Origin of the sequence: Thiobacillus sp., from assembly GCA_024235835.1 — a bacterium.
Taxonomy (GTDB): Bacteria; Pseudomonadota; Gammaproteobacteria; order Burkholderiales; family Thiobacillaceae; genus PFJX01.
In genome coordinates this window covers 140,936-155,483 of the sequence record JACKLQ010000003.1, presented here as the reverse complement: position 1 = coordinate 155,483, position 14,548 = coordinate 140,936, and the positions used below count along the sequence as shown (strand labels likewise).

General features: G+C 65.0%; 20 protein-coding genes. 17 read left to right on the top strand and 3 right to left on the bottom strand.

From position 1 onward, the window contains the following. Nucleotide 1: 1 nt before the first annotated feature. Genes H6935_14735 through pcnB form a run of 3 tightly spaced genes read right to left on the bottom strand, consistent with a single transcriptional unit; the run spans nt 2 to nt 2,530 of the window. The gene (locus tag H6935_14735) at nt 2-643 is read right to left on the bottom strand and encodes a deoxynucleoside kinase (protein ID MCP5279591.1); all 642 of its coding nucleotides are present in this window, start codon (nt 641-643) and stop codon (nt 2-4) included. Then, on the bottom strand, nt 640-1,176 hold the full coding sequence (gene folK / locus H6935_14730; protein MCP5279590.1) for a 2-amino-4-hydroxy-6-hydroxymethyldihydropteridine diphosphokinase: 537 nt from the start codon (nt 1,174-1,176) through the stop codon (nt 640-642). The genes H6935_14735 and folK overlap by 4 nt, the downstream gene beginning before the upstream one ends. After that, nucleotides 1,151-2,530, bottom strand: a complete 1,380-nt coding sequence (gene pcnB / locus H6935_14725; GenBank protein MCP5279589.1) for a polynucleotide adenylyltransferase PcnB — start codon at nt 2,528-2,530, stop codon at nt 1,151-1,153. Before pcnB ends, folK begins: the two co-directional genes overlap by 26 nt. A 124-nt stretch (nt 2,531-2,654) precedes the next feature. On the opposite strand from pcnB, the gene H6935_14720 reads away from it, so the two are divergent. From H6935_14720 to H6935_14640, 17 genes are all read left to right on the top strand, one after another. After that, on the top strand, nt 2,655-3,260 hold the full coding sequence (locus tag H6935_14720; protein MCP5279588.1) for a MotA/TolQ/ExbB proton channel family protein: 606 nt from the start codon (nt 2,655-2,657) through the stop codon (nt 3,258-3,260). Nucleotides 3,261-3,272: 12 nt separating this feature from the next. Then, a complete protein-coding gene (locus H6935_14715) occupies nt 3,273-3,695 on the top strand; it encodes a biopolymer transporter ExbD (protein ID MCP5279587.1) in 423 nt (140 codons plus the stop codon). A 133-nt stretch (nt 3,696-3,828) separates the two neighbouring features. Then, nucleotides 3,829-4,830 (top strand): tetraacyldisaccharide 4'-kinase, encoded by a 1,002-nt coding sequence (locus H6935_14710; protein MCP5279586.1) that lies wholly within the window; start codon nt 3,829-3,831, stop codon nt 4,828-4,830. Next, on the top strand, nt 4,811-4,993 hold the full coding sequence (locus H6935_14705; protein MCP5279585.1) for a Trm112 family protein: 183 nt from the start codon (nt 4,811-4,813) through the stop codon (nt 4,991-4,993). Before H6935_14710 ends, H6935_14705 begins: the two co-directional genes overlap by 20 nt. A 19-nt stretch (nt 4,994-5,012) precedes the next feature. Continuing rightward, the gene (gene fliJ / locus H6935_14700) at nt 5,013-5,468 is read left to right on the top strand and encodes a flagellar export protein FliJ (GenBank protein ID MCP5279584.1); all 456 of its coding nucleotides are present in this window, start codon (nt 5,013-5,015) and stop codon (nt 5,466-5,468) included. 53 nt (nt 5,469-5,521) lie between these two features. Next, on the top strand, nt 5,522-6,736 hold the full coding sequence (locus H6935_14695) for a flagellar hook-length control protein FliK (GenBank protein MCP5279583.1): 1,215 nt from the start codon (nt 5,522-5,524) through the stop codon (nt 6,734-6,736). 166 nt (nt 6,737-6,902) lie between these two features. Next, complete coding sequence (locus tag H6935_14690; GenBank protein MCP5279582.1) at nt 6,903-7,424, top strand: flagellar basal body-associated FliL family protein; 522 nt, start codon at nt 6,903-6,905, stop codon at nt 7,422-7,424. 21 nt (nt 7,425-7,445) lie between these two features. Beyond that, complete coding sequence (fliM, locus tag H6935_14685) at nt 7,446-8,444, top strand: flagellar motor switch protein FliM (GenBank protein ID MCP5279581.1); 999 nt, start codon at nt 7,446-7,448, stop codon at nt 8,442-8,444. Beyond that, complete coding sequence (gene fliN, locus H6935_14680) at nt 8,441-8,923, top strand: flagellar motor switch protein FliN (protein ID MCP5279580.1); 483 nt, start codon at nt 8,441-8,443, stop codon at nt 8,921-8,923. Before fliM ends, fliN begins: the two co-directional genes overlap by 4 nt. Next, nucleotides 8,920-9,366 carry a flagellar biosynthetic protein FliO gene (gene fliO, locus H6935_14675; GenBank protein MCP5279579.1) on the top strand — a complete coding sequence of 149 codons (447 nt, stop codon included), beginning with the start codon at nt 8,920-8,922 and terminating at the stop codon, nt 9,364-9,366. Before fliN ends, fliO begins: the two co-directional genes overlap by 4 nt. Before the next feature lie 2 nt (nt 9,367-9,368). Continuing rightward, nucleotides 9,369-10,112 carry a flagellar type III secretion system pore protein FliP gene (gene fliP, locus H6935_14670; protein MCP5279578.1) on the top strand — a complete coding sequence of 248 codons (744 nt, stop codon included), beginning with the start codon at nt 9,369-9,371 and terminating at the stop codon, nt 10,110-10,112. Further along, nucleotides 10,109-10,378 (top strand): flagellar biosynthesis protein FliQ, encoded by a 270-nt coding sequence (gene fliQ, locus H6935_14665; GenBank protein MCP5279577.1) that lies wholly within the window; start codon nt 10,109-10,111, stop codon nt 10,376-10,378. The genes fliP and fliQ overlap by 4 nt, the downstream gene beginning before the upstream one ends. Further along, nucleotides 10,378-11,163: a flagellar biosynthetic protein FliR gene (fliR, locus tag H6935_14660; protein ID MCP5279576.1), complete on the top strand. Its 786-nt coding sequence runs from the start codon at nt 10,378-10,380 to the stop codon at nt 11,161-11,163. The genes fliQ and fliR overlap by 1 nt, the downstream gene beginning before the upstream one ends. Nucleotide 11,164: 1 nt before the next feature. Beyond that, nucleotides 11,165-11,668: a class I SAM-dependent methyltransferase gene (locus H6935_14655; protein ID MCP5279575.1), complete on the top strand. Its 504-nt coding sequence runs from the start codon at nt 11,165-11,167 to the stop codon at nt 11,666-11,668. Between the two features lie 82 nt (nt 11,669-11,750). Further along, nucleotides 11,751-12,626, top strand: a complete 876-nt coding sequence (locus H6935_14650) for a 4-hydroxy-tetrahydrodipicolinate synthase (protein MCP5279574.1) — start codon at nt 11,751-11,753, stop codon at nt 12,624-12,626. 29 nt (nt 12,627-12,655) lie between these two features. Then, nucleotides 12,656-13,780 (top strand): outer membrane protein assembly factor BamC, encoded by a 1,125-nt coding sequence (bamC, locus tag H6935_14645; protein ID MCP5279573.1) that lies wholly within the window; start codon nt 12,656-12,658, stop codon nt 13,778-13,780. Next, nucleotides 13,780-14,544 carry an MBL fold metallo-hydrolase gene (locus tag H6935_14640; GenBank protein MCP5279572.1) on the top strand — a complete coding sequence of 255 codons (765 nt, stop codon included), beginning with the start codon at nt 13,780-13,782 and terminating at the stop codon, nt 14,542-14,544. The genes bamC and H6935_14640 overlap by 1 nt, the downstream gene beginning before the upstream one ends. Nucleotides 14,545-14,548: the final 4 nt, after the last annotated feature.

Here is a 14,548-nt window from a genome sequence, read left to right as displayed (position 1 = left end):
ATCATGCCCCCATGTTGAAGAACTCCCGCCGCCCACGCATGTCCTTGATGCGCTGTACCAGCAGGTTGAAGTCCTCGTCCTTGTCGACGAAGTTCAGGTGCTCGCTGTTGACGGTGAGCAGCGGTGCTTCGTCGTAATGGTAGAAGAACTCGCTGTAGGCGGTGGACAGGTCGGCCAGGTAGGCCTCGTTCAGGTTGCGTTCCGCCTGGCGACCCCGCTTGCGTACCCGCTCGGCCAGGGTGGCGGTCCTGGCCTGGAGGTAGATCACCAGGTCCGGGGCGCCGGCCTGGGGCCTGAGGCCTTCGTGGAGCTGGCGGTAGAGCTTGAACTCCGCCTCGTCCAGGGTCAGGCGGGCGAAGAGCATGTCCTTGGCCAGCATGAAGTCCGCCACCGTGGCGGGGGTGAAGAGCTCCCCCTGGATGAGGCGCTGGGCCTGTTCCACCCGGGAGACCAGGAAGAACAGCTGGGTGGGCAGGGCGTAGCGGCGGCGGTCCTCGTAGAAGCGACCGAGGAAGGGGTTTTCATCCACGTTTTCCAGGATGAGTTCCGCTTCCAGCAGGGTGGCCAGTTTGCGCGCCAGACTGGTCTTGCCCACGCCGATGGGCCCCTCCACGACGATGTGACGAAAGCGGCCGAACATCAGGGATGGGCCGAGCGGGCCTGGGGTGCGGGGTCGGGCAGTCGGGCCAGGGCGGTGCAGTCCAGCTTCGCCAGGTTGAAAGCGGCGGTGCCCTGGCCGGGGATGACGCAATCCGGGGCGATTTCCGCCAGGGGGGCCAGGACGAAGGCCCGTTCCAGCATGCGGGGATGGGGCAGGGTCAGCCCGGGCTCATGCATGACCAGGCCGTCATAAAGCAGTAGGTCCAGGTCCAGGGTGCGTGGGGCGTTCTTGAAGGCCCGGCTGCGGCCGTGGCGAGCCTCGATGTCCAGCAGGGCATCCAGCAGGGCCCGGGGCGTGAGCTTGGTGCCCAGGGCGGCGACGGCGTTGACGTAGTCCGGCTGATCCAGGAAGCCCACGGGCTTGGACAGGTACAGGCTGGAACAGGCGGCCAGACGGCTTTCCGGCAGGCGGGCCAGTTCCGCCATGGCGCGGCGCAGCTGGGCGGCGGGGTCCCCCAGGTTGGCGCCCAGGGCCACGTAGGCCTCGATGTCAGCCAAGGGTGACCTCCACGGCATCGCCGGGCTTGTGCCGGGGACGGTGGCGGCGCTTGCGTTTGCCTTCGCCGCCTGAGGATGTGATGAGCATGCCGGCGCGTTCGTCCTCGCCGGCTTCCTGGAAGCGAGTCCACCAGTCCGCCAGTTCAGTCTCGGCGTCGTCCCCCCGGGCCCGGATCAGCAGGAAGTCGTAGCCGGCCCGGAAGCGGGGGTGGGCCAGAAGGCGGAAGGGCTTGCCGCCGCTGCGCTGGGTCAGGCGGCCCTGCAGCACCCAGATCTCCTTGATCGTGCCATCCAGGCGGCGGGGGACGGCCAGGGCGCTGCGCTGGCGCTCCAGCACCGTGTCCATGGCGTCGAACTGGGCAGGCTGGTCGTGCTTGCCCGCCTGCTTGTTGGCAGCCAGTTCCTCCTGGTAGTCGTACCAGAGCAGGCAGGCCAGCATGAAGGCGGGTGAGGCGGAATGGCCCTTGCGCACCCGCTCGTCCGTGTCATGCAGGGCGGCGTGGAGGAATTTCTGCCGGCCCGGGTCGTCCAGGATGGCGTCCAGCATGGGCAGAATGCCGTGGTGCAGGCCTTCGGCCCGCAGTTGGCGCACGCCCCGCTCGGCATGGCCCGAGAGCAGCAGCTTCATCATCTCGTCGAACAGCCGGGACGGCGGAATGCGGGCCAGCATGGGTGCCAGCCGGGCGATGGGGGCCCGGGTTGTGGGGTCGATGTGGAAATCCAGCTTGGCGGCGAAGCGGGCGGCCCTGAGCATGCGCACCGGGTCCTCGCGGAATCGCTGCTCCGGGTCGCCGATCATGCGCAGCACCTTCTTTTTCGCATCGGCCACGCCGCCGTGCCAGTCCCAGACTTCCTGCTTGTCTGGGTCGTAGTAGAGGGCGTTGACGGTGAAGTCGCGGCGGGCGGCATCCTCTTCCTGGTTGCCGAACACGTTGTCCCGCAGGAGCATGCCGTCGTCGGCGGTGACCCGGGTCCGGACGACGTTCCCTTCTCCCTCTTCGTTGTCCAAGTCCTCCGGTGGCGGCGTGGCGGCGCGGAAGGTGGTGACCTCGATGACGTCGGGGCCGCAATAGACGTGCACGATCTGGAAGCGCCGGCCGATGAGGCGGGAGCGGCGGAACACCCGCCGCACCTCTTCCGGCGTGGCATTGGTGGCCACGTCGAAATCCTTGGGGTCGCGGCCCAGCAGCAGGTCACGCACCGCGCCCCCCACCACGAAGGCGTCATGGCCGGCCTCCCGCAGGCTGCGGGTGACCTTGAGGGCGCAATGGTGCAACTGTTCGCGGCGGATGCCGTGCTGTTCCAGGGGCAGGATGAGGGGGCCGGCGGGAGCCTTCTTGCCGAAGACCTTGTTGATCAGGCGGCGGATCATCGGGGGGAAATGGGGTGGGTGGGAGGTGTCTTTGCCATGGCGGCGGCAGTATAGCAGTCGGCTTGCCCAAGAGCCGGGTGCGGGCTACAGTTGCATGCGTTTTGTCCCCTCTTGGAATACGGCATTGTTAGCCCTCATCGAAGCCGCCGGCTGGCCAATCTGGCCCTTGATCCTCGCATCCATCCTGGCCCTGGCCATCATTTTCGAGCGCTTCTACACCCTGCGTCGCCCCCAGGTTGTTCCCCCGGGGCTGCTGGAACAGACCCTGGAGAACCTGCGCAAGCACGGAGCCAATCCGGACATCATGCGGGCCCTGGCCGAGGGTTCTCCCTTGGGGCGCGTGTTCGCCGTGGGCGTTCGCAACGTGAACATGAGCCGGGAAATGATGAAGGAATCCCTGGAGGAGGCTGGGCGTGCCGTTGCCCACGACCTGGAGCGTTATCTCACCACCCTGGGCACCATCGCCGCCGTGGCGCCCCTCATGGGCCTGCTGGGCACCGTGGTGGGCATGGTGGAAATCTTCGGCTCCCAGTCCCCCAGCGGCGGCAACCCGGCAGTTCTGGCCCACGGCATTTCCGTGGCCCTTTACAACACTGCCTTCGGCCTCATCGTCGCCATCCCCAGCCTCATTTTCCACCGCTTCTTCCGGGGCCGTGTGGACGCCTTCCTGGTGGAGATGGAGCAGGAGGCCTTGCGGTTGGTGGAAATCGTCCACGGCGAGCGGAAGTAAGGCCCCCTGTCCATGAATTTCCAGCGCGGCAGTCGTCGGGACGACCCGGAGATCAACCTGATCCCCCTCATCGACGTGCTGTTGGTGATCCTGATCTTCCTCATGGTCACCACCACCTATGCCCGCTTTTCCGAACTCCAGATCAACCTGCCCGAGGCCCAGGGGGACACCTCCAAGGAGGAGCCAGTCCAGATCACGGTCAACGTCAGCGAACAGGGGCGCTATGAGGTCAACCAGGCCGTGTTGGGGAATATGGGAGTGGAAGGCATCGTGCGTGCCCTCCAGGCCGCCGCCGGCCCCGAGAAGGATCCTGTGGTGGTGATCTCCGCTGATGCCCGCGCCACCCACCAGTCTGTGGTGCGGGTCATGGACGCGGCCCGCCGCGCCGGGTTTCCCCGCGTCACCTTTGTTACCCAGAGCGGGGCCTCGCCCTGACAGGCTTTCCAGGCCTGGGCTCTGCCCAGTCTGAAGTTGCGGGGGGCAAGACAACTCTGGGCGGCCCATTGTTTTCCTGAAAGGGGGGGCTCTGGTCGAATCCTTCTTCAATAACTGCTGGTACGGCCGGGGTATGGGCTGCCTGGTCATGCGCATGCTTCTGGGGCCATTCAGCCTACTGTTCCGTTTCCTCGCGGCCCTCAGGAGCATGGCCTATGCCAGGGGGTGGAAGCGGTCCACCCGCCTGCCGGTGCCGGTGCTGGTGGTGGGCAACATCACCGCCGGCGGTGCCGGCAAAACCCCATTGACCCTGGCCTTGGTGGCTTGGCTCAAGGACGCTGGCTACAAGCCGGGCATCGTCAGCCGCGGTTACGGCGGCAGTGCAAGGCTGGCCATGCCTGTCAGGGCTGACAGTGACCCCCGCCTGGTGGGCGATGAGCCCGTGCTGCTCGCCAGGCGCGGGGGCTGCCCCGTCTGGATTGGCGCCCGGCGGGGCGAGGCGGGAAGCCGGTTGCTGGATTTCCATCCCGAAGTGGACGTGGTGGTGGCTGACGACGGCCTGCAGCACTACGCCTTGGACCGGGACATGGAGGTGGCCGTGGTGGATGGGCAGCGGGGCTTCGGCAACGGCTGGCTCCTGCCCGCCGGTCCTTTGCGTGAGCCTGAGAAGCGGCTGGACAGGGTGACTGCCGTGGTTTGCAACGGCGGCTCATGCGGGCGCCTGGCGCTGGCTGCCCCCGTGTTCGGCATGCGCCTGGCGGGGCAGCGCCTCTACAACCTGGTGGAACCCACCCGTCTGGCTGCAGCCGCCGAAATGGCCGATACCCCGGTGCATGCCATCGCCGGTATCGGCCACCCCCAGCGTTTCTTCGAGCACCTGGCCGGCCTGGGGCTGGCGGTGATCCCCCATGCCTTTCCGGATCATCATGACTTCAAGGCGGAAGACTTGCCCGCGGGGCGCTTCGTGATGACGGAAAAGGACGCGGTGAAAATCGCTCCCCTGGCCCGCCAGATGGGACTGGAAGATTGCTGGGTCCTGGAGGTTGACGCCGAACTGGGGCAGGGACTAAAAGAACTCTTGTTGAATCGACTGAGCCAGTGCCGAGTAAGGAACCATGGACCCCAAACTGCTTGAAATTCTCGTTTGCCCCCTATGCAAGGGCCCCCTGACATTGCTCAAGGACCGCCAGGAGTTGGTCTGCAAGGCGGATCGCCTTGCCTTCCCCATCCGCGATGGCATTCCCGTGATGCTGGAGGAAGAGGCCCGGCGTCTCGAGGAAGCCGAGGATATCGCCTGAGGCTTCCGGTCATTCCGGCATGGCCCGCGCCTTTTCCCTGCAGATACTGCTGGAGCATTCCATCCACCGGATGGAGGCGGCAGAGCGGTTGTTGCGCATGCTGGGGCGCAAGGAAGAGGCGGCACGCCAGCGCCTGGAAGAAATCCAGGGGTACAAGCAGGAGTACCAGCAACGCATGACGGGGGCTGGCCAGCAGGGGCTCGAGATTCACCGGCTGAGGGAGTACTACGCCTTTCTGCTGAAGGTGGACCAGGCCATCTCCCATCAGGAGGGCGAGGTGGACAAGGCCCGGGCGAACTGGGCCGCGGCCCATGAAAAGTGGCTGGAACAGCGCCGCCAGGTCAAGGCTTACGAGGTCCTGGCCCAGCGCCATCACCAGGAAGCCAGGCGCCAGGAAGAGAAGCGGGATCAGCGCGCCACCGATGAGGCGGCCGCCCACAAGTACCACCCCCTGGGAGGCCGAAACCTGACCTGATTTTATGGGCATGTAGTTTGCTTATCGTTGCCAACACTATAGAGGGACAACGAATGAGCGACATGCTGGCTGTTCTGATCGGCGTGGGTGGCAAGGGGGAATCCCAGGCCATGCTGGCTCTTGAGGGAGGCTCCGGCGACGGCAGGAAGGTCCATTCCAAGGCGGGCAGCGAGGACCTGTTCATGGCGGTGCTTGTCGAGCGTATGCAAGGCATCCAGGGACAGGCCGGAGACGAACTCCCTGCAGCCGTGTCATCCGGGGCGGGGGACGTGGGTGCCATGGCGGAAGCGGGCACAAGCCTGCCTTTGAAGCCTCTTGAAATTGCTTTGTTGCAGGCCCAGCAGCCATCCGTGGATGGGGCTGTCCTTGTGGCCATGGGCTTGCAGCTGATGTCCCCGGGCAACCCGGCGGCGGGCGGTCGCCCAGTTCCCGGCGCCGGCACGGAGCCGGGATTGGCCTTGGCGGGAGACATGACAGGCAAGCAGGCGTTGTCCGACAGGCTTTCTCCTGCCGATGTAGCCACCACTACAACGTCAGGTGCCAGGAAAAATGCGGCAAAAACCGCCGCCTCGGGGCAATTGTTGCCACAAGACCGTGGGCGTGGAGAGGTAAGCGTGGAGGTCGGGGCAAAGCGGGCCGACCTGGCCCAGGTAACCGGCCCTTACCAGCCATTGACGGTGACCCAGGGTCTTGCGAGCCAGGCCCAGGCCTTGACACCGGACACCTTGCTGGGCACATCGGTAAGCCCGGCCCAGGGCGCTGCAGGGATGGCCCACGGCATGGGCGTCCTCGGCGAACCCCTCGGCCGTGCCGGTGCGAGTGTTCCCGTGAACATGGCCATCGAAGCGCCTTTGCGCAGCCCCATGTTCAGCCAGGAACTGGGGGAACGCATCGTCTGGCTGTCATCCCGCCAGGGCCAGGTCGCGGATATTGCCCTGAACCCACCTCACCTGGGCCCTCTGGAGGTGAAGCTGACTTTGTCCGGGGGCGAGGCGGGTGCCCAGTTCTTCTCGCCCCATCCCCAGGTGCGGGACGCCATCGAAGCCGCCCTGCCCAAGTTGCGCGAGCTGCTGGCGGAGGCGGGTGTGACCCTGGGCCAGGCCCAGGTACGAGATGAGTCCTTCCACCGCCAGGAGTCCCTGGCCCAGGGTGGCGATCGTCGGGATTCGGGCCAGACGTTGGAGGATGGGCTTCAGGTTGCTGGAGGGAACATCCAGGGCGTTCCTGTCAACCGCATGGGCCTGGGCATGGTGGACCTTTATATCTGACGATCTGCCCGTTTTCCCATGTGCATGTCAGGGTATTCGCTGCCGCATGGGGGGTGAATACTTGCTTAATGCCCTCTGATGTCGTAATAAAAAACTTAAGCTGTTTTCTGAAACATCCTGTTTTTGTGTGATATTTTCCGCACAAACGTATTTCGCAGAGAGATAGATGGCCAAGGAAGAGACCCCGGCGGAAGGCGAAGCGCCCCAAAAAAAGAAAGGCAAGCTGCTGCTCATCATCCTGATTGTGGTGGGCGTCATCGTTTTGGCGGGTGGTGGCATTGCCGCGTGGTTGTTGATGACCGCCCCGGACAAGTCCAAGCAGGCCGGCGCCCATGGGGAAGAAGAGGGTGGCGAGGAAGAGGCCCATGAAGACGAGCATCCCCCCGTCTATGAAAAGCTGGAGCAGTTCACCGTCAACCTGGCTGACCAGGAAAGCTACCTGCAAACTGAAATACAGTTGATGGTGGCCGATGCCAAGGTTCAGGAAAAAATCAAGGCGCGCATGCCCGAGGTGCGGGATGCCATGATCCGCCTGTTGTCCAGCAAGACCGCGGAAGAGTTGAATCAGCCTGATGGCAAGGACAAGCTGGCAGCCGAGATTCAACAGCAAATGAATCATCTCCTGGGTATCAAGAAGGAATCCCAGGGAGTGAAGAAGGTGTTGTTTGGGGCTTTGATCATCCAGTAAGCCCGAACGGGCTGGAGGCATGTGGCGGACGATATCCTCTCCCAAGAAGAAGTTGATGCCCTCCTGAGGGGCGTGACCGGCGAGACGGAGGAAGCCGAGTCCGATGCGGGAGGAGCGGGGGTTCGTGCCTACGATATCGGCAGGCAGGAACGCATCGTGCGGGGGCGCATGCCCACGCTGGAGATCATCAACGAGCGTTTTGCCAGAAATTTCCGCCTCGGCCTTTTCAACCTGATCCGGCGCACGGCGGAAATCTCGGTGGGACCGGTGACGGTCATCAAGTACAGCGAGTTCGTGCGCAACCTCATCGTCCCCACGAACCTCAACATGGTCCATGTGCAGCCCCTGCGGGGCACGGCCTTGTTCGTGATGGACCCCAATTTCGTCTTCCTGGTGGTGGACAACCTGTTTGGCGGTGACGGCCGTTACCACATGCGCGTGGAAGGGCGAGACTTCACGGCCACGGAGCAGCGCATCATCAAGAAACTGCTGGAAGTGGTTTTCGAGGAAATGGAGAAGGCCTGGGCCAGTATCTATCCGGTGAAGTTCGAATACGTGCGTTCGGAGATGAACACCCAGTTCGCCAACATCGCCACGCCCACGGAAGTGGTGGTGGTCACCACCTTCAATATCGAGCTGGGCTCTGGCGGCGGCGATTTCCACGTCTGCATGCCCTACAGTATGATTGAACCCATACGGGACCAGATGACCAGTACCATGCAGGCGGACAGGGCCGAGGCGGACGAGCGCTGGGTGCACCAGATGACGCTCCAGGTCCAGGACGCGGAAGTGGAGTTGGTGGCAAACCTGGGATACACCGCCGTCAGCCTGCGCCAGATCATGGATCTCAAACTGGGGGACGTGATTTCCCTGGATGTGCCGGAGGCGGTGGTGGCCCAGGTGGATGGCATCCCGTTGTTCCGTTGCCATTACGGGCAGAAGAATGGTCAATTGGCCCTGAAGGTCTCCAAGGTGCTGGAGGGGGATGACCGGATCGCCTGCGCCGGGAGCAAGGTATGAGCGAGGAAGCGCAGAAACAGGACGACGTCTCCGCTGACGACTGGGCGGCCGCTCTGGCCGAACAGGAAACAAGCGAACAGTCCGCCGATGGCGGCGCTGATGACTGGGCCGCCGCCTTGGCGGAGCAGGAGTCTCATGACGCCCAGGCGGCCTCGCCCGCCCCCCAGCAGGCCCAGATATTCCAGAACCTCACCTCCGACAACGTTCCCCCCGCCGCCAACAACCTGGACCTGATCCTGGATATTCCGGTGCAGCTCACGGTGGAACTGGGACGCACCAAGATCGCCATCCGCAACCTGCTGCAACTGGCCCAGGGCTCCGTGGTGGAGCTGGACGGTCTGGCGGGCGAACCCATGGACGTGCTGGTGAATGGCTGCCTGATCGCCCAGGGTGAGGTGGTGGTGGTAAACGACAAATTCGGCATCCGGTTAACGGATATCATCAGCCCCGCCGAACGACTCCGCCGCATCAACAAATGACCTTCTTTTACCGTGCCGCCGCCGCCCTTTGCGCGGCGCTGGCCTGCGCCAGCCATGTTGCCCACGCTGCCGGTGAACTGCCGGCGGTGGCTGCCACCTCGACCTTCGGTGCCCTGTTCCAGGGGTTGCTGGGCCTGGCCATCGTGCTGGCGACCCTGGTGGGGTTCTTCTGGTTCCTGCGCCGCTTCTCCCCCGGCCAGACGGGTGCCCAGGGGGTGGTCAAGGTGGTGGGGGGCGTGATGCTGGGCCCCCGGGAACGCCTGGTGGTGGTGGAGGTGGGAGACACCTGGCTGCTGCTGGGCGTGGGCGGAGGCCAGGTGACCCGTTTGCACGACATGCCCCGCCCTGCCGGCTACGTTCCCCCCGCCTCCGGCGACCTGACGGGGGGTGTGCAGGGATTCGCCGACAAGCTCAAAGACTTCCTGCCCCGACGGCCGGGCTGAGCATGGCTAAGTTGCGCTGGCTGTCGCTGTTGATGGGCATGGCCCTGCCAGCCCTTGCCTGGGCCGCCCCTGGCATACCCGCCTTCTCCAGCAGTCCCGGACCGGGCGGCACCACCAACTACACCTTCAGCCTGGAAGCCCTGCTGCTGCTGACGTCCCTGACGTTCCTGCCGGCGGCACTGCTGATGATGACCGCCTTCACCCGCATCGTCATCGTGCTTTCCCTGCTGCGCCAGGCCATGGGCACCATGACTGCCCCTCCCAACCAGGTCATCGTCGGCCTGTCACTTTTTCTCACCTTCTTCATCATGGCCCCGGTGTTCGACAAGGTCTACGAAACCGCCTGGCGGCCCTATGCCGACAATCAGATCAGCCTGGTGGAGGCCGCGGACCGGGGCGCCCAGCCTTTCAAGGACTTCATGCTCAAGCAGACCCGCCAGGAGGACCTGGCCCTGTTCGTGCGCCTGGCCAAGATCCCCGCCCTGAACAGCCCGGAAGAGACACCCCTGAAGGTGCTGGTGCCCGCCTACGTCATCAGCGAGATCAAGACGGCCTTCACCATCGGCTTCATCGTCTTCATCCCCTTCCTCATCATCGACATGGTGGTGGCCAGCGTGCTCATGTCCATGGGCATGATGATGCTCTCGCCCGTGCTGGTGTCCCTGCCCTTCAAGATCATGCTGTTCGTGCTGGCGGACGGCTGGAACCTCCTCATCGCCTCCCTGGTGGCGACCTTCCAGGCATGACGCCCGATACCGTCGTCGCCATCGTCCGCCAGGCCCTGGAACTGGCCATGATTGCCGCCGGCCCCCTGCTGCTGGCCTCCCTCCTCATGGGCTTGCTGGTCTCGGTGTTCCAGGCCGCCACCCAGATCAACGAAATGACCCTGACCTTCATCCCCAAGCTGGTGGTGATGTTCGTGGTGCTGGTGCTGATCGGCCCCTGGACCTTGCAGTTGCTGGTGGATTACGTGGTCCGGCTGATCGGCAGCATACCCACCCTGATCGGCTGATGTTTACCCTGAACAGCGCGGATCTGGATGGGATGCTGGCGCTGTTCCTGTTTCCCTTCACGCGCATCGCCGCCTGGTTGTTCTTCGACCCCCTGTTGGGCAACCGGGCCGCCCCCATGAGCACGCGCCTGGCCGCTGCCCTGGTGCTGACGGTGGCGGTGGCGCCCATTCTGCCCAATGCCCAGCAGATATCCCTCATGTCCGGCGACGGCCTGCTGGTGCTCCTGCAGCAGATCGCCATCGGCGCGGCCCTGGGATTCTGCCTGCGCATCGTGTTCGCGGCGGTGGAGTTCGCTGGCCAGATCATGGGGCTGCAGATGGGCCTGTCCTTCGCCACCCTGTTCGATCCCATCAACGGTGCCCAGACCCCGGTGGTCTCCCAGTTCCTGGTCCTGACCTCGGCCCTGATGCTGTTCGCCTCCAACGGTCATCACGTGGTGATCGGCGCCCTGGCCCAAAGCTTCGTGGACGTGCCCATCGGCGCATCCCTGGGGGCCGCGGGCTTCGCCGGCATCGCCCAGTGGGGCGGCACCCTGTTCATGACCGGCTTGCACATCGCCCTGCCGGTGACGGCCGCCCTGCTGGCCACCAACCTGACCATCGGCATGATGACCCGGGCCGCGCCCCAGTTGAACATCTTCGCCGTGGGCTTCCCCCTCACCCTGGGGGCGGGCTTCCTGGTGCTCTACTTCACCATGGTCTACCTGCCCGCCAGTCTGGAGCAGCTCTGGGGGCGCGCCCTGTCCACGGGCATCAAGGCCATGGGTGGAGTGGCGGGCCAGTGAGATGCTGAACGTCTCCCCCTGGGTGGCCCGCTGGGCCGGACTGATCCAGCCCGGTGGCGCCGTGCTGGATCTTGCCTGCGGCACGGGGCGCCACGCCATCTATCTGGCGGACCAGGGGCATGCCGTGACCGCCGTGGACATCGACCTGTCCCTTTCCCTGCCCCACCAGGGCAAGCCGGGCGTGTCATGGCTACGGGCCGACCTGGAGGGCGCCGCCTGGCCCTTGCCGGGAGAGTGCTTCGCGGCCGTGGTGGTGACCAATTACCTGCACCGTCCCCTCTTCGGGCCCTTGCTGGAAGCCATTACCCCAGGCGGCGTGCTGCTCTATGAGACCTTTTCCATGGGCCAGGCCAGGTATGGACGGCCCCGTAACCCGTCCCATCTGCTCCTGCCGGGAGAGCTTCTGGAACTGGTGAGGGGGCGGCTGCGGGTGTTGGCCTACGAGGACGTGGAGGAACCCGATCAGCGCCGGTGCGTGCAGCGCATCTGTGCCCGGCGTCTCTGAATCTGGTACCCGCCCTGACAGTACCCCGTTTTCGTAAGGACTTTCGGTTAAAATCAGCACTTTGCGAATTACGTGGTCCTCTATGTTTACTGGCAGTCTCGTCGCCCTTGTAACCCCCATGCAGCCGGATGGCAGCCTGGACATGCCCCGCTTCCGGGCCCTCGTCGATTGGCACGTGGAGCAGGGGACCGATGGCCTGGTTATCGTTGGAACCACGGGTGAATCCCCCACAGTGGACATGGAAGAGCACTGCCGCCTCATCGCCGCCGCGGTGGAGCAGGCCGCTGGCCGTGTCCCCGTCATTGCCGGCACTGGCGCCAATTCCACCGCCGAGGCCATCGAGTTGACCCGCTGCGCCAGGAAGGCCGGTGCGGCGGCGGGACTGTCCGTGGCGCCCTACTACAACAAGCCCACCCAGGAAGGGCTCTACCAGCACTTCAAGACCATCGCCGAAGCTGTGGACCTGCCCCTCATGCTTTACAACGTGCCGGGGCGCACCGTTGCCGATATCGGCAACGATACGGCCCTGCGCCTGGCCCAGGTGCCGGGGATCATCGGCATCAAGGACGCCACGGGCAACATCGAGCGGGGCTCGGACCTGATCAAGCGGGCCCCGGCCAGCTTTGCGGTCTACAGCGGTGACGACGCCAGTGGCATGGTGCTCATGCTGCTGGGGGGCAAGGGCGTCATCTCCGTCACCGCCAACGTGGCGCCGGCCCTGATGCACCGGATGTGCGCCGCCGCCCTGTCCGGCGACCTGGCCACCGCGCGGGAGATCAATTTCAGGCTGTTGGGCCTGCACCAGAAGCTCTTCGTGGAAGCCAATCCCATTCCCGTGAAATGGGCCCTGTCCGAGATGGGACGCATGGAGGGCGGCATCCGTCTGCCCCTGGTCCCGCTCTCCGCCGCCCATCACGGCACCCTGCGCGCCGCGCTCCGGGAAGCCGGTTCACTCTAGGAGACTGATTCACCGTGAGGTTCCCCGTCATGCGTTCCATTGCCCCGCTGGTTGTCCTGTCCTTGTCCCTGGCCGGTTGCTCGGTATTGGAGGGCAAGAAGATCGATTACAAGTCCGCCGGCAGCCTGCCTCCCCTTGAAGCGCCGCCCGACCTGGTGATGCCCGCCGGCGACAACCGCTTCGCCGTCCCGGACATCAATCCCAAGGGCTCCGCCACCTTCTCGGCCTACGACAAGGAACGGGGCGCCAAGCCCCAGCAGGGCAGCCAGGGCCTGCTGCCCCAGGTGGATAAAGTCAGTATCCAGCGGGCCGGGAGCCAGCGCTGGATGACGGTGCAACTGCCCGCCAGGGATGTCTGGCCATTGGTGAAGGAGTTCTGGCAGGAACTGGGTTTCATCATTGCCCTGGAGTCTCCCGAGGCTGGTGTCATGGAGACAGACTGGGCCGAGAACCGGGCCAACATCCCCCAGGACACGATCCGCAACTGGCTGGGCAAGGTGATGGACTCCGTCTATTCCACCGCTGAGCGGGACAAGTTCCGCACCCGCCTGGAGACCACGTCAGAGGGCATCACAGAGATCTACATCAGCCACCGGGGCATGATTGAGGTATTTGAGGGTACCCAGTCCGGCGGTGACCAGGGACAGGGGCGCACCGTATGGCAGCCCCGCCCGGCAGACCCGGAGTTGGAGGCGGAAATGCTGCGCCGCCTCATGGTGCGCTTCGGCGTGGAAGAGGCCCGGGCCCAGACGCTCCTGGCCGAGAAGGGATCGCCGCCCCAGTCTTCCCTGGTCAAGGGGGGGGATGCGGTGCCTGGCATCACGGTGCCCGAGCCCTTCGATCGTGCCTGGCGCCGCATAGGCCTGGCCCTCGACCGCATCGGCTTCACCGTGGAGGACCGGGACCGGGCCGCCGGCGTGTATTACGTGCGCTACGCCGATCCCGAGGCCAACACCAGGAAGGAGAAAGGCTTCCTTTCCAAGCTGGCCTTCTGGAGCAGCGACGACAAGAAGGCCCAGGCCCTGCGCTATCAGATTCGGGTGAAGGGCGACGACGCCCGGTCCCAGGCCGAGGTGTACATGGATGACGGCAAGCCGGCCAGGAACGAAACTGGCGCCCGCATCGCCACCCTGCTCTATGAGCAGTTGAAATAGTGCGGTTCGCCTGCCTGGGCAGTGGCAGCAAGGGCAATGCCTGGCTGGTCCAGGCGGGCCAGACCCGCCTCATGGTGGACTGCGGCTTCGGACCCCGGGAGGCGGTCAAGCGGCTGGCCCGCCTGGGCGTGGGCGTGGAGGAGGTGGATGCCATCCTGGTGACCCACGAACACAGCGACCACGGTCGGGGTGCCGCCAAGCTGGCCGGCAAGGCGGCATGCCCGGTGTGGCTCAGCCATGGCAGCCAGGTCATGCTGGATGCCATGGGCGAGGGTCCGGATAACGTGGAAGTCATCCTGGATCATTCGGCCTTTGCCCTGGGGGACCTGGAGGTCACGCCCTATCCCGTCCCCCATGACGCCAGGGAACCCCTGCAGTTCCTGTTTTCGGACGGAGCTGTGAAATTCGGGCTGCTGACGGACGCGGGACATGTCACGCCCCACATGGAGGCGGTGCTGATGCAATGCGACGCCCTGGCCCTGGAATGCAACCATGATGTGGCCTTGCTGGAGGCAGGGTCCTATCCTACAAGCTTGAAGCGCCGCATCCTGGGGCGTTATGGGCACCTGGACAACGAGGCCGCCGCCGCGCTGCTGGGCAAGGTCCAGGGCGCGCGACTGAGGCATGTGGTTGCAGCCCACCTGTCCCAGGAAAACAATAGTCCCGACCTGGCGCGCAACGCCTTGGCCGGTGTGATGGGATGTACCCCGGACTGGATCGCCGTGGCGGACCAGGATGACGGATTAGATTGGCGGGAAATTTGACGGA

Bases quoted from the DNA above. Each gene is read 5' to 3' on its own strand.
- folK (MCP5279590.1), bottom strand. From the start codon at position 1,176: ATGCCGTGGAGGTCACCCTTGGCTGACATCGAGGCCTACGTGGCCCTG.
- pcnB (MCP5279589.1), bottom strand. From the start codon at position 2,530: ATGATCCGCCGCCTGATCAACAAGGTCTTCGGCAAGAAGGCTCCCGCC.
- H6935_14715 (MCP5279587.1), top strand. From the start codon at position 3,273: ATGAATTTCCAGCGCGGCAGTCGTCGGGACGACCCGGAGATCAACCTG.
- H6935_14710 (MCP5279586.1), top strand. From the start codon at position 3,829: ATGGGCTGCCTGGTCATGCGCATGCTTCTGGGGCCATTCAGCCTACTG.
- H6935_14705 (MCP5279585.1), top strand. From the start codon at position 4,811: ATGGACCCCAAACTGCTTGAAATTCTCGTTTGCCCCCTATGCAAGGGC.
- fliJ (MCP5279584.1), top strand. From the start codon at position 5,013: ATGGCCCGCGCCTTTTCCCTGCAGATACTGCTGGAGCATTCCATCCAC.
- H6935_14695 (MCP5279583.1), top strand. From the start codon at position 5,522: ATGAGCGACATGCTGGCTGTTCTGATCGGCGTGGGTGGCAAGGGGGAA.
- H6935_14690 (MCP5279582.1), top strand. From the start codon at position 6,903: ATGGCCAAGGAAGAGACCCCGGCGGAAGGCGAAGCGCCCCAAAAAAAG.
- fliN (MCP5279580.1), top strand. From the start codon at position 8,441: ATGAGCGAGGAAGCGCAGAAACAGGACGACGTCTCCGCTGACGACTGG.
- fliO (MCP5279579.1), top strand. From the start codon at position 8,920: ATGACCTTCTTTTACCGTGCCGCCGCCGCCCTTTGCGCGGCGCTGGCC.
- fliP (MCP5279578.1), top strand. From the start codon at position 9,369: ATGGCTAAGTTGCGCTGGCTGTCGCTGTTGATGGGCATGGCCCTGCCA.
- fliQ (MCP5279577.1), top strand. From the start codon at position 10,109: ATGACGCCCGATACCGTCGTCGCCATCGTCCGCCAGGCCCTGGAACTG.
- fliR (MCP5279576.1), top strand. From the start codon at position 10,378: ATGTTTACCCTGAACAGCGCGGATCTGGATGGGATGCTGGCGCTGTTC.
- H6935_14655 (MCP5279575.1), top strand. From the start codon at position 11,165: ATGCTGAACGTCTCCCCCTGGGTGGCCCGCTGGGCCGGACTGATCCAG.
- H6935_14650 (MCP5279574.1), top strand. From the start codon at position 11,751: ATGTTTACTGGCAGTCTCGTCGCCCTTGTAACCCCCATGCAGCCGGAT.
- bamC (MCP5279573.1), top strand. From the start codon at position 12,656: ATGCGTTCCATTGCCCCGCTGGTTGTCCTGTCCTTGTCCCTGGCCGGT.